General features: G+C 73.3%; 20 protein-coding genes and 1 tRNA gene. 4 read left to right on the top strand and 17 right to left on the bottom strand.

Features of this window, described 5'->3' with window-relative positions; genetic code table 11:
* Window positions 1-82: 82 nt before the first annotated feature.
* The 12 genes from FYW95_RS10215 to FYW95_RS10160 all read right to left on the bottom strand — a co-directional run bounded on the left by FYW95_RS10215 (window position 83) and on the right by FYW95_RS10160 (window position 14,253).
* The gene (locus FYW95_RS10215; protein WP_159943111.1) at window positions 83-1,246 is read right to left on the bottom strand and encodes an MraY family glycosyltransferase; all 1,164 of its coding nucleotides are present in this window, start codon (window positions 1,244-1,246) and stop codon (window positions 83-85) included.
* A 12-nt stretch (window positions 1,247-1,258) separates the two neighbouring features.
* Entirely contained in the window at window positions 1,259-2,071 is an 813-nt protein-coding gene (locus tag FYW95_RS10210; RefSeq protein WP_159943112.1) for an L-threonylcarbamoyladenylate synthase, read from the bottom strand.
* Window positions 2,072-2,198: 127 nt separating this feature from the next.
* Complete coding sequence (prmC, locus tag FYW95_RS10205) at window positions 2,199-3,062, bottom strand: peptide chain release factor N(5)-glutamine methyltransferase (protein ID WP_159943113.1); 864 nt, start codon at window positions 3,060-3,062, stop codon at window positions 2,199-2,201.
* The gene (prfA, locus tag FYW95_RS10200; protein ID WP_159943114.1) at window positions 3,059-4,129 is read right to left on the bottom strand and encodes a peptide chain release factor 1; all 1,071 of its coding nucleotides are present in this window, start codon (window positions 4,127-4,129) and stop codon (window positions 3,059-3,061) included. Before prfA ends, prmC begins: the two co-directional genes overlap by 4 nt.
* A 115-nt stretch (window positions 4,130-4,244) precedes the next feature.
* A complete protein-coding gene (gene rpmE, locus FYW95_RS10195) occupies window positions 4,245-4,454 on the bottom strand; it encodes a 50S ribosomal protein L31 (RefSeq protein ID WP_159943115.1) in 210 nt (69 codons plus the stop codon).
* Window positions 4,455-5,203: 749 nt separating this feature from the next.
* Window positions 5,204-7,189 carry a transcription termination factor Rho gene (gene rho / locus FYW95_RS10190; protein WP_159943116.1) on the bottom strand — a complete coding sequence of 662 codons (1,986 nt, stop codon included), beginning with the start codon at window positions 7,187-7,189 and terminating at the stop codon, window positions 5,204-5,206.
* A gap of 438 nt (window positions 7,190-7,627) precedes the next feature.
* Window positions 7,628-8,581 carry a homoserine kinase gene (gene thrB / locus FYW95_RS10185; RefSeq protein ID WP_159943117.1) on the bottom strand — a complete coding sequence of 318 codons (954 nt, stop codon included), beginning with the start codon at window positions 8,579-8,581 and terminating at the stop codon, window positions 7,628-7,630.
* Between the two features lie 98 nt (window positions 8,582-8,679).
* Entirely contained in the window at window positions 8,680-9,738 is a 1,059-nt protein-coding gene (thrC, locus tag FYW95_RS10180) for a threonine synthase (RefSeq protein WP_201294795.1), read from the bottom strand.
* Window positions 9,739-9,940: 202 nt separating this feature from the next.
* Window positions 9,941-11,227 carry a homoserine dehydrogenase gene (locus FYW95_RS10175; protein ID WP_159943119.1) on the bottom strand — a complete coding sequence of 429 codons (1,287 nt, stop codon included), beginning with the start codon at window positions 11,225-11,227 and terminating at the stop codon, window positions 9,941-9,943.
* 65 nt (window positions 11,228-11,292) lie between these two features.
* The gene (lysA, locus tag FYW95_RS10170; protein ID WP_159943120.1) at window positions 11,293-12,678 is read right to left on the bottom strand and encodes a diaminopimelate decarboxylase; all 1,386 of its coding nucleotides are present in this window, start codon (window positions 12,676-12,678) and stop codon (window positions 11,293-11,295) included.
* A 103-nt stretch (window positions 12,679-12,781) separates the two neighbouring features.
* Window positions 12,782-13,870, bottom strand: coding sequence for a DALR anticodon-binding domain-containing protein (locus tag FYW95_RS10165; RefSeq protein ID WP_159943121.1), 1,089 nt, complete (start codon window positions 13,868-13,870; stop codon window positions 12,782-12,784).
* On the bottom strand, window positions 13,867-14,253 hold the full coding sequence (locus FYW95_RS10160) for a response regulator (RefSeq protein WP_159943122.1): 387 nt from the start codon (window positions 14,251-14,253) through the stop codon (window positions 13,867-13,869). The genes FYW95_RS10165 and FYW95_RS10160 overlap by 4 nt, the downstream gene beginning before the upstream one ends.
* 130 nt (window positions 14,254-14,383) lie before the next feature.
* On the opposite strand from FYW95_RS10160, the gene FYW95_RS10155 reads away from it, so the two are divergent.
* Window positions 14,384-14,455: transfer RNA gene (locus FYW95_RS10155), tRNA-Arg, on the top strand.
* Window positions 14,456-14,686: 231 nt separating this feature from the next.
* On the opposite strand, the gene FYW95_RS10150 is transcribed toward FYW95_RS10155, so the two are convergent.
* Complete coding sequence (locus FYW95_RS10150) at window positions 14,687-16,312, bottom strand: MFS transporter (RefSeq protein WP_159943123.1); 1,626 nt, start codon at window positions 16,310-16,312, stop codon at window positions 14,687-14,689.
* Window positions 16,313-16,592: 280 nt separating this feature from the next.
* On the opposite strand from FYW95_RS10150, the gene FYW95_RS10145 reads away from it, so the two are divergent.
* Window positions 16,593-17,099: an LURP-one-related/scramblase family protein gene (locus tag FYW95_RS10145; protein WP_159943124.1), complete on the top strand. Its 507-nt coding sequence runs from the start codon at window positions 16,593-16,595 to the stop codon at window positions 17,097-17,099.
* Between the two features lie 67 nt (window positions 17,100-17,166).
* Here the strand turns inward: FYW95_RS10145 and FYW95_RS10140 are convergent, their stop codons facing one another.
* A complete protein-coding gene (locus tag FYW95_RS10140; protein WP_159943125.1) occupies window positions 17,167-17,706 on the bottom strand; it encodes a DinB family protein in 540 nt (179 codons plus the stop codon).
* Between the two features lie 144 nt (window positions 17,707-17,850).
* Here FYW95_RS10140 and FYW95_RS10135 point away from each other — a divergent pair, with 144 nt between their 5' ends.
* Together FYW95_RS10135 and FYW95_RS10130 are read left to right on the top strand one after the other, a co-directional pair.
* Window positions 17,851-19,068, top strand: a complete 1,218-nt coding sequence (locus FYW95_RS10135; protein WP_160050286.1) for a sensor histidine kinase — start codon at window positions 17,851-17,853, stop codon at window positions 19,066-19,068.
* Window positions 19,056-19,700, top strand: coding sequence for a LuxR C-terminal-related transcriptional regulator (locus FYW95_RS10130; protein WP_159943127.1), 645 nt, complete (start codon window positions 19,056-19,058; stop codon window positions 19,698-19,700). The genes FYW95_RS10135 and FYW95_RS10130 overlap by 13 nt, the downstream gene beginning before the upstream one ends.
* 6 nt (window positions 19,701-19,706) lie before the next feature.
* Here the strand turns inward: FYW95_RS10130 and FYW95_RS10125 are convergent, their stop codons facing one another.
* The 3 genes from FYW95_RS10125 to FYW95_RS10115 form a co-directional block, all read right to left on the bottom strand.
* Complete coding sequence (locus FYW95_RS10125) at window positions 19,707-20,261, bottom strand: ATP-binding protein (RefSeq protein WP_159943128.1); 555 nt, start codon at window positions 20,259-20,261, stop codon at window positions 19,707-19,709.
* Between the two features lie 203 nt (window positions 20,262-20,464).
* Entirely contained in the window at window positions 20,465-21,994 is a 1,530-nt protein-coding gene (locus tag FYW95_RS10120) for a glycerol-3-phosphate dehydrogenase/oxidase (RefSeq protein WP_159943129.1), read from the bottom strand.
* 31 nt (window positions 21,995-22,025) lie between these two features.
* A complete protein-coding gene (locus FYW95_RS10115; protein ID WP_159943130.1) occupies window positions 22,026-22,607 on the bottom strand; it encodes a TetR/AcrR family transcriptional regulator in 582 nt (193 codons plus the stop codon).
* Window positions 22,608-22,623 lie beyond the last annotated feature (16 nt).

The following is a 22,623-nucleotide window of genomic DNA, read 5'->3' as shown; positions in this document are numbered from 1 at the left end:
TTCGCCACACCTGTCCCCACACCGTATCCGCAGGTCAGAGCGGACGCTCTCCGAGCCCCGCGCATCACCGCGGACCGGCCTCTCAACCATCAGTTGGCGAATCGTGATCTGCGGGCGTCTTGACGCTCTCTTTGCGCCGGCGGACCAGCAGCCCGCGCCTGCGCAGCCGGGGCAGGGCGATGAGGCCGACCGCGCACGTGGCCACCAGCGCGGTCACCGTCAGCACGATCGCCGGGGAGTCGAACACCGACAGCGCCACCGCGGCGAAGGACAGGATCCCCGCCCACAGGTACATCAGCAGGACCGCGCGCACGTGGCTGTGCCCCATGTCCAGCAGGCGGTGGTGCAGGTGGCCGCGGTCCGGCGCGAAGGGGGACTTGCCCGCGAGCGTGCGGCGCAGCACCGCCAGCACCAGGTCGGCCAGGGGCAGGGCGATCACCAGCAGCGGCAGCGCGATGGGCAGGAACACCACCACCCCCGAGTTGAACCCCTCCCGCGCGGTGTTGGCGTCGAACTGACCGGTCACCGTGATGGTGATCGAGGTGAGCAGCAGCCCCAGCAGCATCGCCCCGGTGTCGCCCATGAACACCTTGGCGGGGTGGAAGTTGTGGAAGAGGAACCCCACACAGGTGCCCGCCAGGATGATCGCGATCATCGCCGGGTAGGACTGGCGCACGAAGCCCTGCTCCACCGCGACGACGTAGTAGTAGAGGAAGAAGGCGAAGGCGGAGATGCCGACGATGCCGGCGGCCAGCCCGTCGAGGCCGTCGGCGAAGTTGACCGCGTTGATGGTCACCACGATGAGCAGGATGGAGATCATCGTGCCCAGCCAGGGGCCGAGCGAGAGCTGGGTGCCGGGCAGCGGCAGCCACAGCAGCTGCACGCCCTGCCAGACCAGGATGCCCGCGGCGGCGGTCTGCCCGGCGAGCTTGCTCAGCGCGTCCATCCCCCAGCGGTCGTCGACCACCCCGATGAGCGTGATGAGGCCGCCCGCCAGCAGCAGGCCCCTCCAGGTGTCGGCGACGAACACGTTCTGCAGGTGCGGCAGCTGGGCGGAGATGAGCAGGGCCGCGGCGAACCCGCCGTAGATGGCCAGCCCGCCCAGGCGCGGGATCGGCTCGGTGTGCACGTCGCGGTCGCGCACCGGCGGGGTGGCGCCGAAGGCGATCGCGAACCTGCGCACGATCGGGACGAGCAGGTAGGTCACCGCCACGGCGATGACGAAGGTGAGCGCGTACTCACGCACGTGGGAGCCCCTCTAGTTCTTGTCGCCGTCGAGGGCGGTCTGCTCGGGGCCCTCGCCCTCCCGGGCCGGGGCCCCGGGGGCGGCGTCCTGGCCGTCCCCCGTGTCCTGCGCGCTCTCCTCGCTCCGCTCCCCGGCCCCGGCCCGGTCCTCCGGCTCGGCCTTGGTGCGGCCCTTGCGCAGCTCGCCGATGACGGTGCCGCACACCGCGCGCAGCTGCTCGATGGAGATCGCCCCCGCGCGCAGTACGCGCGGGACCGCGTAGGTGAGGTCGACGATGGTGGAGGACGCGCGCGCCTCGGTCTCACCGCCGTCCAGGTAGACGGCGATGTCCTCCTCGCCCAGCTGCTCCAGGGCCTCCTCCACGCGGGTGGCGGAGGGCTGGCCGGACTTGTTGGCGCTGCTCACCGCCATCGGGCCGACCTCCTTGAGCAGGTCCAGGGCGACCGGGTCCATCGGCATGCGCACGCCCACGGTGCCCTTGGTGTCGCCCAGGTCCCAGGACAGGCTGGGGGTGGCGGTGCACACCAGGGTGAGCGGGCCGGGCCAGAACTCCTCCATCAGGTCGCGGCCGTGGTTGCCCAGGTCGTCGATGAGCGCGGTGGCGGCGCGCATGGAGCCGACCAGGACCGGCGGGGGCGTCTCCCGCCCGCGGCCCTTGGTGGCCAGCAGCCGGGCCACGGCGGTCGGGCTGAAGGCGTCGGTGCCGATGCCGTACACGGTGTCCGTCGGCAGCACCACAAGGTCGCCTCGGCGTACCGCCGACGCGGCGTCGGCGATGCCGTCCTTGCGGGCGGTCTCGTCCGCGCAGTCGTAGATGCGGCTCACCTGCGTTCACCTCACTCTGGGACGGGGCCGACCGCCGGCGCGGTCGCCCGGGGATACGGGGGGTGGAGCGCTCACGGCGGCGGCGCCCCCGGCGTGGGCGCGGCGCGTGGAGGGCCCGGGAGCATGGTCAGCCGTCCTCGTCGGCGCGGCGCATGACCACGAAGCGGTCGCGCCGGGCCATGTCCTTGCGGTTGAGGACGTCGCGCCAGCCCCTGTCCTCGGGAAAGAGCCAGGGGATGTCGATGCCCTGGCCGTCGTGGTGCTCGACCGCCATCGCACCGCCCGGGCGCAGCAGCCTGCGGCCGACCGCCTCCAGGGAGCGGATCATGTCCAGGCCGTCCTCGCCCGACCACAGCGCGGGGGCGGGGTCGTAGTCGCGCACCTCGGGCGGGATGACCGCGGCCTCGCGGGTGGGCACGTAGGGCGGGTTGCTGATGAGCAGGTCGACCCGGCCGTTGAGCTCGGGCAGGGCCGAGCGCATGTCGGCGTGGTGGGCGGTGACCCGGTCGCCGTGTCCGCTGCCCTCGATGTTGCGGCGGGCCCACTCCAGGGCGACGGGGTCGATCTCCACCGTGTGCACCCGCGAGCGCGGCACCTCCTGGGCGATGGAGATGGCGATGGCGCCCGACCCGGTACCGAGGTCGACCACCAGGGGGTCGGCCACGTCCATGGCGCGCAGGGTCTCGATCGCCCAGTCGACCATGATCTCGGTCTCCGGCCGGGGGACGAAGACCCCGGGGCCGACCTGGAGTTCGAGGTAGCGGAAGTAGGCTCGGCCGGTGATGTGCTGGAGGGGTTCGCGGGCCTCGCGGCGGGACACGCACTCCCAGTACCGGGCGTCGAAGTCGGCGTCGGCGACCGTGTGCAGCTCCCCTCGACGGACACCGTGCACGAACGCCGCGAGTTCCTCGGCGTCGGTACGGGGTGAGGCCACACCCGCCTCCGCGAGCCTCAGCGTCGCGCGGGCGACCTCGTCGAGCAGGAGGTTCATGACGACTGCGCCGCTTCGAGCCTTTCCTTGGTGTCCGCGTCCACCAGGGCCTTGACCACCCCGTCCAGCTCCCCGTCGAGGACCTGGTCGAGGTTGTAGGCCTTGTATCCGACCCGGTGGTCGGAGATGCGGTTCTCGGGGAAGTTGTAGGTGCGGATCCGTTCGGAGCGGTCCACGGTGCGTACCTGGCTCTTGCGCTCCGCGGCGGCCTCGGCGTCCGCGCTGGCCTGGGCCTCGGCGTAGATGCGGGCGCGCAGGATGCGCATGGCCTGCTCCTTGTTCTGGAGCTGGCTCTTCTCGTTCTGGCAGGAGGCGACGATGCCGGTCGGCAGGTGGGTGATGCGCACCGCCGAGTCGGTGGTGTTGACGCTCTGGCCGCCGGGCCCGGAGGAGCGGTACACGTCCACGCGCAGGTCCTTCTCGTGGATCTCGACCTCGATCTCCTCGGCCTCGGGTACGACCAGCACTCCGGCGGCGGAAGTGTGGATGCGCCCCTGGGACTCGGTGACCGGAACCCGCTGGACCCGGTGGACTCCGCCCTCGAACTTGAGCATGGGCCACACGCCCGAGCCGGGCTCGGGGGTGCCCTTGTTCTTGAAGGCGATGGTGACGTCCTTGTACCCGCCCAGGTCGGAGTGGGTGGCGTCGATGATCTCGGTCTTCCAGCCCTGGCGCTCGGCGTAGCGCAGGTACATGCGGACCAGGTCGCCGGCGAACAGGGCGGACTCCTCACCGCCCTCGCCCGCCTTGACCTCCATGATGAGGTTCTTGTCGTCGGCGGGGTCGCGCGGGACGAGCAGGAAGCGCAGGCGCTCGGTGAGGGCCTCGGCCTCCGCGGTCAGGCGCTCGGCCTCCTCGGCGAAGGAGGAGTCCTCGGCGGCGAGCTCGCGCGCGGCGTCGATGTCGTTCTCGACCTCCCTGAGCGCGCGGTAGGTCTCGATGATGGGGGTGAGCTGCGCGTAGCGCTTGCCCAGCGTGCGCGCCCTGGCCTGGTCGGCGTGCACCTCGGGGTCGGCGAGCTGCTGTTCCAGCTCGTAGTACTCCCCCAGAAGGTCGTCCAGCTTCACGTGTCGCCCGTCCCCGTCCTGTCCGTCGTGCCTCGCCCCTGCGTTGTGGCCCCGTGGAGGGCCGGCCTGGTCCCGCGGCACCGGGCGAGCCGGTGCCGCGGGGCGGCGGGCGGCGCTACTTGCGCTTGCCGAAGCGCTTCTCGAAGCGGGCGACCCGGCCACCGGTGTCGAGGATCTTCTGCTTGCCGGTGTAGAACGGGTGGCACTCGGAGCACACCTCGGCGCGGATCTTGCCCTCGGGAACCGTGCTGCGCGTGACGAAGTGGGCACCGCAGGTGCAGGTCACCTCGGTCGCGACGTACTCCGGGTGGATGTCGGCCTTCATGTGTGTCTCCTCATCAGGGGCGCGACCGCCGGACGCATGACAAGCCGCACCACCCGGGGGTGGGGCGGTCGTCGTGGGTCATGCGCGAACCGGTGCCGCGGCGATCCAGGTAACGGGGCGGCGGGCCCGGCACAGCCGGGGCGGACCACTCCCGATACCAGTTTGCCAGACCCACAACGATGCCGGGACCAGTGTCTATTCCGCCCCCTCCCCCGGGCGTCCCGCGGGGCCCCGCCGCCTCCGCGGCACCGCCTCCTCCTGGGCGGTCGGACCCCGGAGCCGGTCGCGGACGGCGGCCCCGCTCGGAGCGGGGAGCAGGAACGGCACACGCAGCGGCCGGAGCCGCCGCCTACCAGCGCGCGCCGTCCTGGCCGCCTCCTGCGGCCGTGCCCCCGCGTTGGTGTGTTCGGCACGCCCGTAGCGAGAAGCAGGCAGGCGTGCGGCGGAAACCGGTGACCTCCCCCGACCGCCGGCCCCGACGGCCTCCCCGCCACCGGGCAGCGCCCTTGTGGGGGGCGGCGCCACGGTGTTCCCTCATGTGCGCTGGTGCGGGTGTGGGGGCCCGCCGCGTCGACAGCGGACAACCCCTCGGTGATCCGCGACACACTGGTGATCTTTCTCGTCTCACAGCCAAGACATCCCGGATTCCGAAACGGGGGTCGAAGAACGTGCGCTTCCCGCGCTTCCCGCGCACGGTGCGGCCCCCCTCCCGGCTTCGGGAGGGGGGCCGCGCGGCGGATCCGGGCGCTCTACCGCTCGGGGCCCACCGTCGTCTTCTGGATCTGGAGCAGGAACTCGGCGTTGCTCTTGGACTCCTTCATCTTGTCCAGGAGCAGCTCGATGGCCTGCTGGGTGTCGAGCGCGTGCAGCACCCGGCGCAGCTTCCAGACCACGTTGAGCTCCTCGGAGGACATGAGGATCTCCTCCTTGCGGGTGCTGGAGGCGTCCACGTCCACCGCCGGGAAGATCCGCTTGTCCGCCAGGCCGCGGCTGAGCTTGAGCTCCATGTTGCCGGTGCCCTTGAACTCCTCGAAGATCACCTCGTCGGCGCGCGAGCCGGTCTCCACCAGCGCGGTCGCCAGGATGGTCAGCGAGCCGCCGCCCTCGATGTTGCGGGCCGCGCCGAAGAAGCGCTTGGGCGGGTACAGGGCGGTGGAGTCCACACCACCGGACATGATGCGCCCGCTGGCCGGGGCGGCCAGGTTGTAGGCGCGGCCCAGACGGGTGATGGAGTCCAGCAGCACGACCACGTCCATGCCCATCTCCACGAGCCGCTTGGCCCGCTCGATGGCCAGGTCCGCGACGACCGTGTGGTCCTCGGCGGGCCGGTCGAAGGTCGAGTGGATGACCTCGCCCTTGACCGTGCGCTGCATGTCGGTGACTTCCTCGGGCCGCTCGTCGACCAGGATCACCATCAGGTAGCACTCGGGGTTGTTCTCGGTGATGGCGTTGGCGATCGCCTGCATCACCATCGTCTTGCCCGCCTTGGGCGGGGAGACGATGAGCCCGCGCTGACCCTTGCCGATCGGGGCGACCAGGTCGATGATGCGCGTGGTGAGCACGCCCGGCTCGGTCTCCAGCCGCAGGCGCTCCTGCGGGTAGAGCGGGACGAGCTTGGAGAACTCCTGGCGGTGCTTGGCCTGGTCCGGCGACATCCCGTTCACCGAGTCCAGCCGCACCAGGGCGTTGAACTTCTCGCGTCGCTCCCCGTCCCGGGGCTGGCGGACCGCGCCGATGATGTGGTCGCCCTTGCGCAGGCCGTGCTTGCGGACCTGGGCCAGGGAGACGTAGACGTCGCTCTGCCCGGGCAGGTAGCCGGTGGTGCGCACGAAGGCGTAGTTGTCGAGGATGTCGAGGATGCCCGCGACCGGCAGCAGGACGTCGTCCTCGCCGATCACCGGTTCGGGCTCCTGGCCCTGGCCCCGTCCGCGGCGGTCGCGGCGGTCGCGGCGGCGGCCGCGGCGGCGCCCGCCGCCGAACTCGTCGTCGTCGCCTCCGGCGCCCCGGCCCTGGCTCTGGCCACCGCCCTGCTGGGCGTTGCCGCCGGTGTTCTGGTCGTCGCCGCCCCGGTTGCGGTTGCGGCGGTTGCGCTGGCGCTCGCGACCCTGCCCGGACCTGTTGTCCCGGTCCTCGGCGGAGTCGGGGCCGTTCTTCTGGGGGGTGCTGGATGTCTTGGTCACGCTGCTCGCGGAGGTAGAGGAGTCGGCGCCGTCCACCGATCGGGTCTGGTCGCCGGTCTCGTCACCGCGCCTGCGGGACGAGCGGCGGCCACGGGAGGGCTTGTCGCCCCGGCCACCCTGGGAGTCGGTCACGGCCTGGTCCGACGGACGCTCGGCCACGCGCGTGCGCGAAGCCTCGTCCGTACCCGACGAATCGGGGGCCTGGGCCTCGGTCTGGCCGTCGGTTGCCTCGACCCTACCGGCCTCGGGCGCCGTCTCGGCGTTCTTTGTGGATTTGGGCTTCGTCGGGCCGCCCACGGGACCGCCCTGCTTGGCCTCGATGGCGGCGATGACGTCGCTCTTGCGCATACGCCCCGTACCGGTGATGCCCAGGCTGGAGGCGAGCTTCTGGAGCTCGGGGAGCTTCAGAGCCGCCAGCCCGGTACCGCGCGACGCCGCGCGGGACCGCGACGACGCACCTGTCGGCGCGGCGTCGCCAGCCTCCGTTCCGGAGGCGCCGGTGGTGTTTTGGCTGTCGACCGCCGCATCCGTTCGGAGTTCGGTGGTGTCGCTCACTAAGGGTCCTTCCCAAGGAGCGGGCTTCGGCCGTCAGCGGGTGCTGGAGCGGCCGGCCCGGTGGTGCGAACCGGCAGGGCCGGGTAGGGCGTGCCCCACGTGGATGTCGGAAACCGGTCGAAAAGCGGTCCCCTACCCAATCGCGGCGGGCTCTGGGTACAGCCAGACGTCGGGGCAAATGGCTCGGTGGTGTCGCCCGTCGATCGGAAAGACACGCTCATCAGAGGAAGAGCGGGCTGCGATGACGTTGGCACAGTCGCGGGAGAACCGCTGACTCGACACGTTGGCCGCCGCTTCCGAGTGGTCGTGGGACCGGACCACCGGAGTATGGGATGCGAAGGCCGCTGTGGCGGATGAGCACTCGCCCCGCAACGGGGCATCTGGTGCTTCACCTAGCCTAACATCACCAGAGGCCACGGCTATTCCTCGACACAGGTGCTACGGATGGGGAGATGGGGACCGCACCCCGGTCGGTTCGACGAGCAGGGGGCGTACGTCCCATTCCTTACCCGCCCTTTGCCGGATCGAATCAACCTGGCGGTTGATTTCCGGCGAATCCGCACCCGCCCGTGACCAGCACAGGACCAGCACCGTCGGCCCGGCCCCGGAGACCACGGCGGGCAGCCCCGCGCCCTCGCGCAGGTCGCGCACGAGTTCCAGGGTGGCCGGCATGGCGGGCTCGCGGTAGGACTCGTGTAGCCGATCCTCGGTGGCCGCGTACAGGGCCTCGGGTTGGCCACAAACGGCCGCGGTCAGCAGCGCGGCGCGCCCCGCGTTGAACGCGGCGTCGGCGTGTGGTACCGACTCCGGCAGCAGGCCGCGGGCCCGCTCGGTGGACAGGCGCCAGGAGGGGACGCACACCACGGGCACGATCCCCGGGTCGGGGGCCAGGGACACCGCCCCCCAGCGGTCGCCGTCGCGGTAGGCGACCGTGTACCCGCCGTAGACGCACGGGGCCACGTTGTCGGGGTGGCCCTCGATGTCGGCGGCGACCTGGTAGACGAAGTCGCGGTCCGGCCCGCCGTCGGGGCCGGTCCTGCCCAGCAGGGCGCTCGCCGCGGCCACACCGCCCACGATCGCCGAGGAGGAGGACCCCAGGCCGCGGGCGTGCGGGACGTTGTTGACGCAGGCCAGGTCGAGGCCGGGCAGCTTCTCCCCCGCCCGCTCGAAGGCCTCGCGCATGGCGCGCACGACGAGGTGGCGCCCGTCGAGCGGCACCTCGTCGGCGCCCCGGCCCTCCACCCGGACCCGGAGCTCGCCGTCGTCGCGCAGGCTGACCTCGAACTCGTTGTCCAGCCGCAGGGCCAGACCGAGGGCGTCGAAGCCCGGGCCGAGGTTGGCGCTGGTGGCGGGGGCGAGGACGGACGCCCGGGCGGGGCGTGGTGGTGTCACGGTGCGCTCTTTCCCGCGGGGGTCCGCGCGGACCCCCGCGCGCTACTGGTCACGGACGGGACGTGGCCGGGGCGGTGGTGGGACGGGGGGACCGCGCCTCAGGCGAGGTCGAGGGCCTTGGCGGCGGCCGCGGCGTCGACCGGCACGGTGGTGGCGGAGGAGGCTCCGGCCAGCGCCCAGTCGGGATCCTTGAGGCCGTTGCCGGTGACCGTGCACACCACGCGGCTGCCGCGCTCGACCCGGCCGTCGGCCGCGGCGGCCAGCAGGCCGGCCACGCTGGCCGCGGAGGCCAGTTCCACGAACACGCCCTCCTCGGCGGCGAGGAGCTTGTAGGCGGCCATGATCTGGCGGTCGGTGACCTTGTCGATGAGCCCTCCGGACTCGTCGCGCGCCTGCTCGGCGAGCTTCCAGGAGGCGGGGTTGCCGATCCGGATCGCGGTGGCGATGGTGCTCGGGCTGGTGACGGGCGCACCGTCCACGATCGGCGCCGCGCCGCTGGCCTGGAAGCCGAGCATGCGCGGGTTGCGCGTGGAGACGCCGTCCCGGGAGTACTCGGTGTAGCCCATCCAGTAGGCGGTGATGTTGCCCGCGTTGCCCACGGGGATGCAGTGGACGTCGGGTGCGTCGCCGAGCGCGTCGACGATCTCGAACGCGGCGGTCTTCTGCCCCTGGAGGCGGTAGGGGTTGACCGAGTTCACCAGGGCGACCGGGTAGTCGACGCTGAGCTTGCGGGCCAGTTCGAGGCAGTCGTCGAAGTTGCCGTCGACCTGCAGCAGGCGGGCGCCGTGCACGAGGGCCTGGGCGAGCTTGCCCATGGCGATCTTGCCCTGCGGGACCAGCACGGCGCAGGTCATGCCCGCGCGGATGGCGTAGGCGGCGGCGCTGGCGCTGGTGTTGCCGGTGGAGGCGCAGATGACCGCCTTGGCGCCGTCCTCGGCGGCCTTGGTGATGGCCATGGTCATCCCGCGGTCCTTGAACGAACCGGTGGGGTTGAGCCCCTCAACCTTCAGGAAGACCTCGCAGCCCGTGAGCTCGGACACGCGCGTGGCGGGCAGCAGGGGCGTGCCGCCCTCCTGGAGGGTGACAACGGGGGTGTTCTCGTTGACGGGGAGGCGGTCGCGGTACTCCTCGACGATGCCTCGCCACGCCCGTGCCATGCTCACGACTGTGTCCCTTTCGGGTGGATGCGGCTTCGCTTGACGCGCGGTGGAATCGGTGGGCGGCGCCGGGGCGCGTGCTGTCCCCACCAGTGACGAGTCTAGGACCCCGCCGGGGGTGTCCCGAATCGCGGTCCCGCGTCTCAGCATGCGGAACACCAGGCGGGCGGCCCCGGCCGTGCGCGCGGCCGGGGCGGGCCCCTCAGTCGGCGAAGTTCTCCACGCGCATCACACTGGCCACCTCGCGCACCATCTCGTGGGTGCGCAGCACCTCGACCGTGGCGCTGAGCGCGGCGTCGGGGGCCGGGTGGCTGACCAGGACCAGCTGGGCGTCGTCGCCGCTGCCCTCCTGGCGCACGTTGCGGATGGAGACCCCGTGGTCGGCGAAGACCTCCGCCACCTTGGACAGCACGCCGGGACGGTCGGCCACGTCCAGTGCCACATGGTAGCTGGTGACGGTGTGGCCCATGTCGTGCACGGGAAGCCCGGTGTCGTGCTCGCCCTCGGCCACCGAGGTGTGGGCGAGGCGGTTGCGCGCCACCGCCACCAGGTCGCCCAGGACCGCGCTGGCCGTGGGGGTGCCCCCGGCGCCCGCGCCGTAGAACATCAGGCGCCCGGCGGACTCGGCCTCCACGAACACCGCGTTGTAGGCCTCCTTGACGCTGGCCAGCGGGTGCTCCACGGGCAGCATCACGGGGTGGACGCGCACGCCCACCGAGGCGCCGTCGTACGAGCGCTGGCAGATGGCCAGGAGTTTGACCACGCAGCCCATCGCGCGCGCGCTGGCGATGTCGCCCGCGGACACACCGGTGATGCCCTCGCGGTGAACGTCGGCGGCGGTCACCCGCTGGGTGTGGAAGGCCAGCCGGGCCAGGATGGCGGCCTTGGCCGCGGCGTCGAAGCCCTCCACGTCCGCGGTGGGGTCGGCCTCGGCGTACCCGAGGGCCTGGGCCTCCTCCAACGACTCGGTGAACCCGGAGCCCAGGGAGTCCATGCGGTCGAGGATGTAGTTGGTGGTGCCGTTGACGATGCCCAGGACCCGGTTGACCCGGTCGCCCGCCAGGGAGTCGCGCAGGGGGCGCAGCAGCGGGATCGCGCCCGCGACCGAGGCCTCGTAGTACAGGTCCACCCCGGCGTCGCGGGCGGCGGCGTGCAGGGTCTGGCCGTCCTCGGCGAGCAGCGCCTTGTTGGCCGTGACCACGGACTTGCCCGCCTTGATCGCGGCGAGGATCAGCGAGCGGGCCGGTTCGATGCCGCCGATGACCTCCACGACCACGTCGATGTCGGGACGCGTGGCCAGGGCCGTGGCGTCGGTGGTCAGCAGCGCGGGGTCCACTCCGCGGTCGCGGTCGATGCGGCGCACCGCGATGCCGCCGATCTCGACCGGCGTTCCCACCCGCGCGGCCAGCTCCTCGGACTGTTCGTTGACCAGGCGGACGACTTCCGTACCCACCACGCCGCATCCGAGCAGCGCCACCTTCATCGCCATTTGGGCGTGACTCCCACTTCTCTCGTGTCCTGACTTCGGGCGGCGGCGCCGCCGTGGAGGACTGTTCAGCCGACGTCGAGGCGGAGCAGGTCCTCCTCGCTCTCCCTGCGCACGATGACCCGGGCGCTCCCGTCGCGGACGGCGACCATGGCCGGACGGGGCAGGTGGTTGTAGTTGCTGGCCATGGAGTAGCAGTAGGCCCCGGTGGCGGCGACCGCCACCAGGTCGCCGGGCCGCAGGTCCGCGGGCAGGTAGAGGTCGTGCACGATGATGTCGCCGCTCTCGCAGTGCTTGCCGACCAGCCGGGAGAGCATCGGCTCGGCGTCGCTCTCGCGCGAGACCAGCTGGCTGGTGTACTCCGAGCCGTACAGGGCGGTGCGGATGTTGTCGCTCATGCCGCCGTCGACGCTGACGTAGGTGCGGATGCCCTCGACGTCCTTGACGGTGCCGACCTCGTACAGGGTGATCCCCGCCGGACCGGCGATGGCCCGCCCCGGCTCCACGGCCAGGCGCGGCACGGGCAGCCCGGCCTCCAGGCACTCGCGGCGCACGATGGCGGTGAGGCTCTCCGCGATGGTCTTGGGGTCGAGCGGGTCGTCGCCGGAGGTGTAGGCGATGCCCAGGCCGCCGCCGAGGTCGAGTTCGGCCAGGGTCACGCCGAGGTCCTGGTGGATCCCGGTCAGGAACCGGGTGACGCGGCGGGCGGCGACCTCGAAGCCGGAGGTGTCGAAGATCTGCGAGCCGATGTGCGAGTGCAGGCCGACCAGCTCCAGGTGCGGGGCGTCCAGCACCCGGCGGACCGCCTCGGCGGCGGCGCCGGTGCTCAGCGCGAAGCCGAACTTCTGGTCGTCGTGGGCGGTGGCGACGAACTCGTGGGTGTGCGCCTCCACGCCGGTGGTGACCCGGATGAGCACCTTGGGCCGGGCGCCGGCCTCGGCGGCGACGGCCGCCAGGCGCTCGATCTCGTCGAAGGAGTCGAGGATGATCCGGCCCACGCCGACCTCGACCGCGCGGCGCAGCTCGGCGGCGGACTTGTTGTTGCCGTGCATGCCCACGCGCCCGGGGGACACCCCGGCGGCCAGGGCCACGGCGAGCTCGCCGCCCGAGCACACGTCCAGCTTGAGGCCCTCCTCCGCGACCCAGCGGGCCACGGCCTTGGTCAGCAGGGCCTTGCCCGCGTAGTAGACGTCGGCGTCGGCGAAGGCGGTGCGGTAGTCGCGGGCGCGGCCCCGGAAGTCCTCCTCGTCCATGACGAAGAGGGGGGTGCCGTACTCGGCGGCGAGGTCGCTCACGCCGACGCCGCCCACGGTGAGCTCGCCGTCCGCGCGGCGCGCGGTGGCGGGCCACACCCGGGGGTCGAGTCCGTTGAGGTCCTCGGGCGGCAGCGGCGGGTTGTCCTCCGGCAGGATCTCCGCGTGGCGGGAACCGGCGGGGTGGGCGTAGCGGCTCATGATGGGCTTTCGGCTGGAACTGTGGGTCTGTGCGGAGTACGGGGGCGCCCCCATTGTCCACCGTCCCGGTCGGGAAGGGGACGGGCGGGGGCGCACCGGAGGTCTACAGCCTTGTGGGCGCTGACACTCCGAGCAGGAAGAGCCCGGTTCTGAGGACTCCGGCGACGGCGGCCGGCAGGGCCGCGGAGGTCGCGGACGCCGCGGCGGAGCACGTCCGCCATTCGGCGCACGTCCGCCACTCATCGTAGGCACTGGCCAGCGCCTCCAGGTATCTGACCAGGATATGGGGTTCCTCTCGCCGGGCCGCCGTGTCCAGGGCGCTGGGTCCGTCGAAGAGGAGGCCGAGCGCCGGAGCGGTGTGCGCGGGGCAGGCCGCGTGCGGGAACGCCCCCTCCTCGGCCCAGCGGAGCACGCTGACCGCGTGCGCGTGGACGTAGCGCATGTGGAAGGCGGGGTTGGCCTCGGTCAGGCGGGCCCAGGCCCCGGGGTTCTCGGCGGAGGGCAGCACCGGCAGGCCCCGGCCGGTGGTCTCGCTGTCGCGGGGGTGTTCGGGCGCCGAGCGGCAGAAGGCTACGCGGGCGCTGTCCTCCCCGACCGCGCCCAGGGCGCGGGCGGCGGGGGTCAGGAGTTCGGGGCGCTCGCCGTCCCGGTAGGGGTCGCGCCAGAAGGACTCCCCCTCCGGGCCGGGCGGCGGTGCCTTCGCGCCCAGGGCCAGGGCGATGCGGGCGCGGGCGTCGGCACGGGCGTACCTGCGGGCCTGGGCCACCGGTCCGGCCTCGTGCAGGGCCGTGAGGGGCCACTCCCCCTCGCCGCCCCAGGCGCGGCCGGTGAGGTGGCGGGGTCCGTCCGCGGCCTCCTCCAGGAGGGCCTCGCGCTGCTGGTCGGTGAAGGTGAGGTTGAGGAAGCCTCGGCCGTCGGCGCGCACCCGGGCGAAGTCCACCCGTCCCTCGTCGCGCATGTCCGACAGCTGCCGGGCGAGCCGGGCGGCGACCTCCCCCCGGTGGCCGCCGCGAGGCGGGGGGAGCCGATCGGCCACAGCGGCCACGAGCCGGGGCGGCAGGGCCGTGGCCGCGTCGGCGCCCCCGTCCGCGTGGTCGTTGCGCGGCCACACGAACGGGACGGCGTCCGCGGGCAGGCCGAAGGCCCGCACGGCGGCCTCGCGCACGGCCGCCTCCATGCGTCTGGGTGTCATTCCCCGCCCCTGTCGAGCAGGCCGCGGATGACGTCGACGAGCACGTCGGGGTCGAAGGGCTTGGTGAGGTAGGCGTCGACGCCGATGCGCTCGCCGCGCCGCTGGTCCTCCTCCTGGGTCCGCGCGGTGACCAGGATGATGGGCCGGTCGCGGGTGCGGGCGTCGGCGCGCAGGCGCTCGGCCGCCGTCCACCCGTCCATGCGGGGCATCATGACGTCCATGGTGACCACGTGGGGGTCGATGTGCGCGACGCGGTCGAGGCAGTCCTGTCCGTCCACGGCGGTGAACACCTCGAACCCCTCGAGTTCGAGGTTCAGGCGGATGAGTTCCCGGATCACATCGTCGTCCTCGACGACGAGAACCCGTGCGGGTAGGGCGTTCACGGGCGCGACACTACCCCCGGGCACGGACACCACACCACCGGATTGCGCCCATCGGCGGGCGCCGCCGGGCTCGCCCGCAACAAGTGGACGAAGGGCCCGACGCCCCTGCTACAGTTGTTCACGCAAGCCAGCCCCCTTAGCTCAGGGGATAGAGCAACGGCCTCCGGAGCCGTGTGCGCAGGTTCGAATCCTGCAGGGGGCACCCAGAGCCGAACAGCGGGAACACCCCGCTGAACAGCCGGAACGACGCCGACCGCCACGGTCGGCGTTTTTCGTTTCCCGGCACCCGGTACCGCTTCCCGGACACAGGGCGTACGGCGCGGGGCGGGGCCGGGTGCTCCCGGCCCCGCCCCGCGCGCCCCGTTCGCCTGTGACATGGGTCACCGACGTTTGCTCGTCCGATCGCCGGTACCGCCGGGCCGGGCCCGGCGGCTCAGGCGACCGGGTCGGTTCGACCCCGTTCCCCCGTCCCGCTCGGGTCCGGGGTCCGCTCGGCGGAGGTGTGGGCGGTGGAGCGTACCCGGCGCAGCACCGCGGCGGCCAGCACGGCGGAGGCCGCGAGCAGCACGGCGCCGCTCAGGGAGGCGGCCCGCATGCCGTGCGTGAACGCCTCCTGGGCCGTCTCCAGCACCACCGCCGCCTCCGGGCCGGTGAGGCGCTCGGCGACCGCCACGGCGCCGCCGATGCTGCCGCCCGCCGATTCGGCCTCCTCCGGGGCCAGGCCAGGGGGCAGCGCGCCCTCGGTCCGGGCGCGGTAGACCGCGGCGCCGATACTGCCCAGGACGGCGATGCCCAGCGCCCCGCCCAGTTCGTTGCCGGTCTCGGAGACCGCGGAGGCGGCTCCCGCCCGCTCCGGCGGGGCGGCGCCGACGACGATGTCTGTGCCCAGCGCGCTCACCGGGGCCAGACCCGCGGCGAAGACGGCCGACCCGGCCACCACCGCGGTCAGCCCGGCGGCCCCGTCGGCCTGGGCCACGACGGTGAACCCGACGGCGGCCAGGGCCAGGCCGGCGCCCATCACGTAGGCGGGCCGCACGTGCCGGGCGACCGCCGTGGCCAGGACGGTCCCGGCCAGCATCGCGCCCACCATGGGCAGGGTCCACAACCCGGCACGCAGCGGGGACATGCCGAGCACCATCTGCAGGTACTGGGCGATGAACAGGTTGATGCCCATCATCAGCGCGGCGCCCACCGTCATCACGCCGATCGAGGTGGAGAAGGAGCGGTTGGCGAACAGCCGCAGGTCCACCATGGGGTGCTCCAGCACGCGCTGGCGGTGCACGAACACGGCGCCGAGCGCCGCCCCGGCGGCGACGGCGCCCGCCGCGCCCCAGCCGATCCCGTGCGCCGCCGCCTCCTTGACGCCGTAGACGGCGGCGAGCACGGCGGCCAACGACAGCAGCGCGCTGAGGGGGTCGGCCGGTCCCGGGCGTGCGGTGCGGTACTCGGGCAGCAGGAGGGGGCCGAGCACGAGCAGCAGTCCCATGACGGGCAGGGCCAGCAGGAAGACCGACCCCCACCAGAAGTTCTCCAAAAGGGCGCCTCCGGCCAGCGGGCCGATCGCGCCGCCGACCATGAAGCTGGCCATCCAGGCGCCGATGGCGGCCGAGCGCTGCGCGGGGTCGTGGAACATGGTGCGGATCAGCGCCAGCGTGGACGGCATGAGGGTGGCGCCCGCGACGCCCATCAGGGCGCGCGCGGCGATGAGTGTCCCGGCCGTGGGCGCGTAGGCGGCCAGCACCGAGGCGGCGGCGAACACCGCGGCTCCGGCCAGCAGCAGCCGGCGGCGGCCGACGCGGTCGCCGAGCGAGCCCATGGGGATGAGGAAGCCGGCGATGAGGAAGCCGTAGACGTCGGTGATCCACAGCAGTTGCGTGGCGCTGGGGGCCAGGTCGGCGCTGAGGTGGGGGACGGCCAGGTGCAGGACCGTCAGGTCCATGGTCAGGAGCATGGTGGGAAGCGAGAGGACGGCCATGCCGGTCCACTCCCGCGCCCCCGCTCGAAGCGGTGCGGAGGAGCTGTCTCCGGTGCGGTCCCCGCCGTGCTGGGGGTGGGACATGGGGATGTTCCCTCCGTGACATCGGGTGCGACGTGAGAAGGATCTAACCTCCACTTAAGTTGAGGTCAATCGGATGTGGCCCGGATCTCCACGCGGCCGGGGTTCCGTGACCCGTCGGCGGCAGGCGCCGGAACGGTTCCATGGGCGAACGACAGGATCCCGTGCCGGGCGCCGCGGGGTCGACCGGCCGACGGGTGGCGGAGAGGCCGTCCGCCGGAGGCGTGTCCACAGGAGCTGGCGTCCCCTGGTGCGGTGGTCGGGGGTGCCCTAGGTTCGGGATATGAAGTTCCTGGTACGCGAACGCGTTTTCGACATCGGCGACGACTACTGGGTGACCGACGAGGAGGGCCGCAAGGTCTTCCTCGTGGACGGCAAGGCCCTGCGGGTGCGCACGACCTTCGAGCTCAAGGACACCGAGGGCAACGTCCTGGCCCTCATCCGCAAGAAGCTGTTCAAGGTGCGCGACCAGATGCGCGTGGAGCGCGAGGGCGGCCCCTCGGCCACGGTGCGCAAGCGTCTGTTCAACCCGGTGCGCGACAGGCTTCTGGTGGAGGTGGAGGGCGCCCCGGACTGGGAGGTGACCGGGGACTTCCTCGGCAAGGAGTACGTGGTCAGCGACGAGCACGGCACGGTCGCGCACGTCTCCCGCAAGTGGTTCCGGGTCCGCGACACCTACGCGGTGGACGTCAACACCCACCGCCGGGACGTCGGCGGCGACCCCGCGCTGGTGATCGGCGTGGCGGTGGCGGTGGACACCCTCACCCGCGACGGAGACGACGGGGACTGACCCCCGGCCGGGGCCCCGCGGCGCTCCGCCGGGCGGAGGGCCCGTCCGCCTCCGCGCGGGAGGTCCGTCAGTGCCCGGTGGCGCCGTCGATGCGTTCGCGCAGCAGGTCGGCGTGGCCGTTGTGGCGGGCGTACTCCGCGATCAGCTTGACCAGCACGACCCGCAGCTGGATGGGGGCGCCGGTGCGCGCCTCGGTACCGGTGGCCTCCGGGGCGGAGGAGGCGGTGGTCTCCCGGGCGCGGGCGACCTCCGCGCGCCAGACCGCGAAGTCCTCGTCCGGGTCGCCCGGTCCGTCGAAGTCCTGGTCGGGGTCCTCGTCGGAGTAGTACAGGAGCGGCAGGTCCTCGCCCGCGAACTGGATGCGCAGCCACCACCGCTCCACCCCGGCCAGGTGGCGGACCAGCCCGTGCGGGCTCATCCGGGAGGGCGGGACCGATCTCGTGGACAGCTGCGCGGGGGTGAGCCCCGCGCACTTGGCCGCGAAGGTGGCCCGGTGCCAGTCGAGGTGGGCGGAGAGGACCTCGTGCTCCCCTCCGCACGTGGGCAGCGGGGGACGCTCGGCGCCGTCCCAGTCGGGTGCGCGGTGGGCGGGCGGTCTCTGGTGCACGCCCCCAGTCTGCGCGGCCGCTCGGACGTTCCGGCGCGGTGAGGACTCCTCCTCCAGGAGGGTGGCTGGCTGTAGTGCCGGGCGCTCCCAGCCGGTCCAGACTGTCGGTTGTCGAGGACGGACGCGCTGAAGGGACGAGGGGACATGAGGAGTGTGTGGGAGCGGGGGCTGCGGTCCAGCGCCTACCTGTTGTTGGCGTTGGCATCGGGCATGGTCACACTGGTGGCCCTGCCCATGACCCTGGTGGTGGTGCTGACCGTCTCCATCGGTGGGCTGGGGTTCGTGCTGCTGCCGCGCTGGATGGGGCTCATGGGCCGGTGGGCCGCCTGGCACCGGGCCGGGGCCGCCCGGCTGGTCGGCCTGCCCGTCCCGCGGGTGCCCGAACCGGAGGCGCCCGACTTCCGCTCGCTGTGGCGGCGGCCCTCCACCCGCAGAGTCCTGCTGTGGATGCCGCTGTCCGCGCTGGCCGGCATCGTCCTGGGGCTGCTGGGATTCCTGGGGGTCGGCCTGGTGCTGTCCGCGCCGCAGTTCCTGTTCTGGTGGGCCTACCCCGAGGGTGACCTGCAGCTGCTGTGGCTGCCGATGGAGGACTGGGGCACGGCACTGACCGGTTTCGCCACGTACCTGGGTGCGGGGACGGCACTGTTCCTGTGGGGGGCACCCCCGGCGGCCAGGGCGTACGCCCGGATGAACCTGCTGCTGCTGGCGCCCACCGAGGCCGAACTGCTCGCGGAGCGGGTTGACGAGTTGAAGCGGACCCGCGCCGAGGTGGTGGACGCGCACGGCGCGGAGCTGCGCCGGATCGAACGCGACCTGCACGACGGCACCCAGGCGCGGCTGGTGGCGATCGCGATGCGGCTGGGCGTGGCCCGGGAGGCCGTGGACGCGGATCCGGCCGTCGCCGCCCTGCTCCGGGACGCCCATGAGGGAACCGAGGAGGCGATGGCCGAGCTGCGCGAGGTGATCCGCGGCATCTATCCGCCGATCCTGGCCGACCGGGGCCTGGCGGGCGCGCTGGCCGCGCTGACCGCCCGCACCACCCCGCCCACCCGGTTGGACGTGGGCGAGCTGGGCGCGCTGCCGGTGGCGGTGGAGACGGCGGCCTACTTCGTGGTCGCCGAGTCGGTCACCAACGCGGCCCGGCACAGCGGCGCGGAGCGGATCGGGGTCCTGCTGGAGCGGGTGGGTGACGTGCTGCGGGTGCGGGTGGAGGACGACGGTTCCGGCGGGGTGGACGAGGAGCGGGGCAGCGGGGTGCGGGGACTGCGCCGCCGGGTCGCCGCCCTGGACGGTACGGTACGCGTGGACAGCCCGGCGGGCGGGCCGACCGTGATCCTCGTGGAGCTGCCGTGCGCGTCGTGATCGCCGAGGACAACGTGCTCCTGTCGGCGGGGCTGGAGCTGCTGCTGACCACCAAGGGCTTCGAGGTGGCCGCGATCGCCGGGGACGCTCCTTCGTTCGCCGAGGCGGTGGACCTGCACGCGCCGGACCTGGCCATCGTGGACGTGCGGTTGCCGCCCGGCTTCCGGGACGAGGGCATCCACGCCGCGATCGAGGCACGGCGCGTGCATGAGGCGCTACCGGTCCTGGTGCTGTCGCAGTACGTGGAGCGCGACTACGCCGGTGAGCTGCTGGCCGACGGCCGGGGCGGGGTGGGCTACCTGCTCAAGGACCGGGTCGGGCGGGTGAGCGAGTTCGTGGACGCGCTGCGGAGGGTGGCCTCCGGCGGAACCGTCATGGACCCGGAGGTGGTGCGCCAGCTGCTGGTCCGCCGCGGACGCGACCCCCTGGAGTCGCTCACGCCGCGCGAGAACGAGGTCCTGGCGCTGATGGCGGAGGGGCTGGGCAACGGGGAGATCGCCGGACGGCTGGTGGTCACCGACAACGCGGTGCACAAACACGTCGGCAACATCTTCGCGAAGCTGGGGTTGTCGCCCTCCGACAGCGGTCACCGCCGGGTCCGCGCGGTGCTGGCCTACCTCGACGGCGGTTGAGCCGCCTCAGGCGGCGGGCCAGGAACTCCCGGTGAGGTCGTAGGCCAGGTGGAACCACACCTTGCGGATGCTGGGGTGCCCGTTGTCGCCCCAGGCGGTGGCGAAGCTGTCGACCAGGGCCAGGCCCCGGCCGTTCTCGGCGGTGAGCCGGTCCCCCTCCAGGGGCCCGGCGCTGAGCGGCCCGTCCCCGCCCGCGTCCGCGCGGGTGCGCCTGCCGTTGTCGCGGCACACCAGCGTGAGCCCGTTGGGGGTCCGGGTCACCCGTAGGACGAAGGTCTGGCCCTCCTCGCCGGAGCGGCTGTGCCGGATGGCGTTGGTGGCCAGCTCGGTGCCGAGCAGGGAGAAGACGTAGCGGTAGTCGGTGTCCCGGCTGGCCGCGCAGGTGTCCAGGAAGGCGCGGGCCAGCGGCACGCTCGCGGGCTCGCCGGGGAACTCCCAGTGGCGTTTGGTGAAGGGAACCGGCGGGCGTCCGCTGAAGTAGTGCCGGTACTCGTCCGGTACCCCCGCCAGGACGGTGTCCTCGGCCTTGGCCAGAGCGGGCACGGAAACGAGCGTGGGCATGGGGAACTCCTTCGGCGGGGCGGCTCGGACGGGCAGGCGAACCGCAGGAGGGGTGGCTGCGGGAGCGTTCGGCGGCCGCTTTCGGGGGAGGGGCGGCGGGGAACGGCTACGACCTTACGCGATCAGATCCCTGTGGGACAGGGGAAGCGGGTGTGGCGCTCCGCGCGAATCCTCTTTTCTTCCCGCGGCGGAGTCCCCCGTCCTCAGCCCGTGGTCTCCAGTGCCCGTCTCGCGGCCGCCTCGGCCGCGGCCCGCTCGGCGGGGACCAGGCCCAGGCGCGTACGCCGGTCCAACAGGTCGCCGGTGTCCATGGCCCCCTCGTGGCGCGCCCCGAACCGGAGCTCGGCCTCGGTGACCCCGCGGACGAGGGGTATGAGCAGCGCCGGATCCCCGGCCGCCTCGGCCAGGACGTCGGGGGCCTCGGTGCCGTAGCGGGACACCAGGCGGCGCGGGGCCGCCAGGGCGTCGAGTTCCTCGTGCGGGGCCGCGCCGACCAGGGGCAGCGAGCGGGTCCGGCAGGGCCCGGCCGTCAGGCGCCCCACGCGCACGGCGGTGTCCACGGCCTGCTCGGCCATCGCCCGGTAGGTGGTGAGCTTGCCGCCGACCACGGTGACCGTGCCGTTCGGTGCGACGGTGACGGAGTGCTCGCGCGGGAGGTCGGCGCTGTCTCCGGCGCCGCGCACCAGCGGGCGCAGCCCGGCGAAGGCGCCGAGCACGTCGGCGCGGACCAGCCGGGTCTCCAGCGCCCGGTTGAACCGGTCGAGGAGGAGGCCGACGTCGCCCTCGGGTGCCTCGGGCACGCGCGGAACGGGCCCGGACACGGGTGTGTCGGTGAGCCCGATCAGGGCCCGGCCGTCCTCCTGGGGCAGCGCGAACACGAACCGGCCGCGGCCCGCGGGGAGGGTGAGCGCGGCCCGGGGGCGGCCGAGGGCGGCGGCGTCGAGGACGAGGTGGGTGCCCCGGCTGGGGCTCAGGCGTACGTGTGGGTCGAGCTGGTCGGCGTGGACGCCGGTGGCGTTGACGATCACGCGCGGCCGCACGGTCAGGGTCCGCCCGGTGGCCTCGTCGCGCAGTTCGACGCCGTCGGCGCGCACACGGCGGGCCGAGCAGCGGGTGAGGATCCGGGCGCCCTCGCGGGCAGCCGTGCGGGCCAGCCCCACGACGAGGCGTGCGTCGTCCACGAGCTGTCCGTCGAAGGTGGCGATGCCGCCGAGCAGGCCCGCGCGGGTCACCCCGGGGAGCAGGCGCAGGGTCTGGCGGGCGCTGAGCACGCGGGGCGGGGGCAGGACGCCGCGGGGCGTCCCGGCCAGAACGCGCAGTAGGTCGCCCGCCCCGGCGCCCGCGCGCACGAGCAGGGCGTCGGCCAGCCGGGTGCCGCGGTGGACGGGGACGACCATGGGCAGGGGCCGCACGAGGTGGGGCGCGGTCACCCGCATGAGGAGGTCGCGTTCGCGGGCGCTCTCGTAGGCGATGCCGACCCGTCCCCGGGCCAGGTAGCGCAGCCCTCCGTGGACGAGCTTGGAGCTCCAGCGGCTGGTGCCGAAGGCGAGGTCGTCGCGTTCGACCAGGACGGTGGACAGGCCGCGTGCGGCGGCGTCGAGGGCGGTCCCGGTTCCGGTCACTCCCCCGCCCACGACCAGGAGGTCCATCCGGGCGCCGTGCTCCAGAGCGGCGAGGTCGGCGGCGCGCCGCGCGGCGTTGAGTGAGGGGGAACGGGGTGGTGCGGGTTCCATGGGCACTCCGGAGGTCGGGCGGGCGTGGGCCCTACGGGGCGAGGTAGCCGTCCAGCAGGGTGGAGAGTTCGTCGACGAGTCCGGTCTCGTCGAGCACGTCGGCGAACAGGCGGCGGGAGGTGACGGTGCCCTGCACGGTGACCAGCACGAGGCGGGCGAGCACCGCGGGGTCGCCCGGGCGGACCGAGCCGTCGAGCTGGCCCTCGGCGACCACGGGTTCCACCAGTTCCAGGGCCGCGCGGTGGCTGGCGCCCAGCCGGTGGAAGGTGTAGGTGGCCAGGAGTTCGGGCTCGGTGTCCACGATCCGGGTGAACAGCGGGTGGGCGAGCAGGGCGCGGGCGACCCCGGCCGCCTGCCGGACCAGTCGGGCGCGAACGCTCTCGCCGTCGGTTCCAGCGCCGGCCCCCTGCTCCAGCAGGACGCCCCGCAGCTCCCGGGTGAGCAGGTCCGCCACGAGCGCCGTCGCGTCGGGCCAGCGCCGGTACACGGTGGGCCTGCTGACCCCTGCGCGGCGGGCCACGTCGGTCAGCGTGGTGCGGCGCACCCCGAAGGCCTCGACGCAGGCGCGTGCCGCGTCGAGGATCCGGTCTTCAACATTACGCTTTGACGCCATATGTAAAACTGTAGAG

Source organism: Nocardiopsis sp. FR4, assembly GCF_009830945.1.
Lineage (GTDB): Bacteria > Actinomycetota > Actinomycetes > Streptosporangiales > Streptosporangiaceae > Nocardiopsis.
The sequence above is the reverse complement of the archived record's forward strand: the minus strand, read 5'-3'. Positions and strand labels throughout refer to the sequence as shown.

Coding starts and splice junctions, on each gene's coding strand:
- rpmE (WP_159943115.1), bottom strand. CDS start 4,454: ATGAAGGCCGACATCCACCCGGAGTACGTCGCGACCGAGGTGACCTGC.
- prmC (WP_159943113.1), bottom strand. CDS start 3,062: ATGAACCTCCTGCTCGACGAGGTCGCCCGCGCGACGCTGAGGCTCGCG.
- FYW95_RS10150 (WP_159943123.1), bottom strand. CDS start 16,312: ATGTCCCACCCCCAGCACGGCGGGGACCGCACCGGAGACAGCTCCTCC.
- thrC (WP_201294795.1), bottom strand. CDS start 9,738: ATGGCACGGGCGTGGCGAGGCATCGTCGAGGAGTACCGCGACCGCCTC.
- FYW95_RS10145 (WP_159943124.1), top strand. CDS start 16,593: ATGAAGTTCCTGGTACGCGAACGCGTTTTCGACATCGGCGACGACTAC.
- FYW95_RS10115 (WP_159943130.1), bottom strand. CDS start 22,607: ATGGCGTCAAAGCGTAATGTTGAAGACCGGATCCTCGACGCGGCACGC.
- lysA (WP_159943120.1), bottom strand. CDS start 12,678: ATGAGCCGCTACGCCCACCCCGCCGGTTCCCGCCACGCGGAGATCCTG.
- FYW95_RS10165 (WP_159943121.1), bottom strand. CDS start 13,870: ATGACACCCAGACGCATGGAGGCGGCCGTGCGCGAGGCCGCCGTGCGG.
- FYW95_RS10125 (WP_159943128.1), bottom strand. CDS start 20,261: ATGCCCACGCTCGTTTCCGTGCCCGCTCTGGCCAAGGCCGAGGACACC.
- FYW95_RS10120 (WP_159943129.1), bottom strand. CDS start 21,994: ATGGAACCCGCACCACCCCGTTCCCCCTCACTCAACGCCGCGCGGCGC.
- FYW95_RS10175 (WP_159943119.1), bottom strand. CDS start 11,227: ATGGCGATGAAGGTGGCGCTGCTCGGATGCGGCGTGGTGGGTACGGAA.
- FYW95_RS10135 (WP_160050286.1), top strand. CDS start 17,851: ATGAGGAGTGTGTGGGAGCGGGGGCTGCGGTCCAGCGCCTACCTGTTG.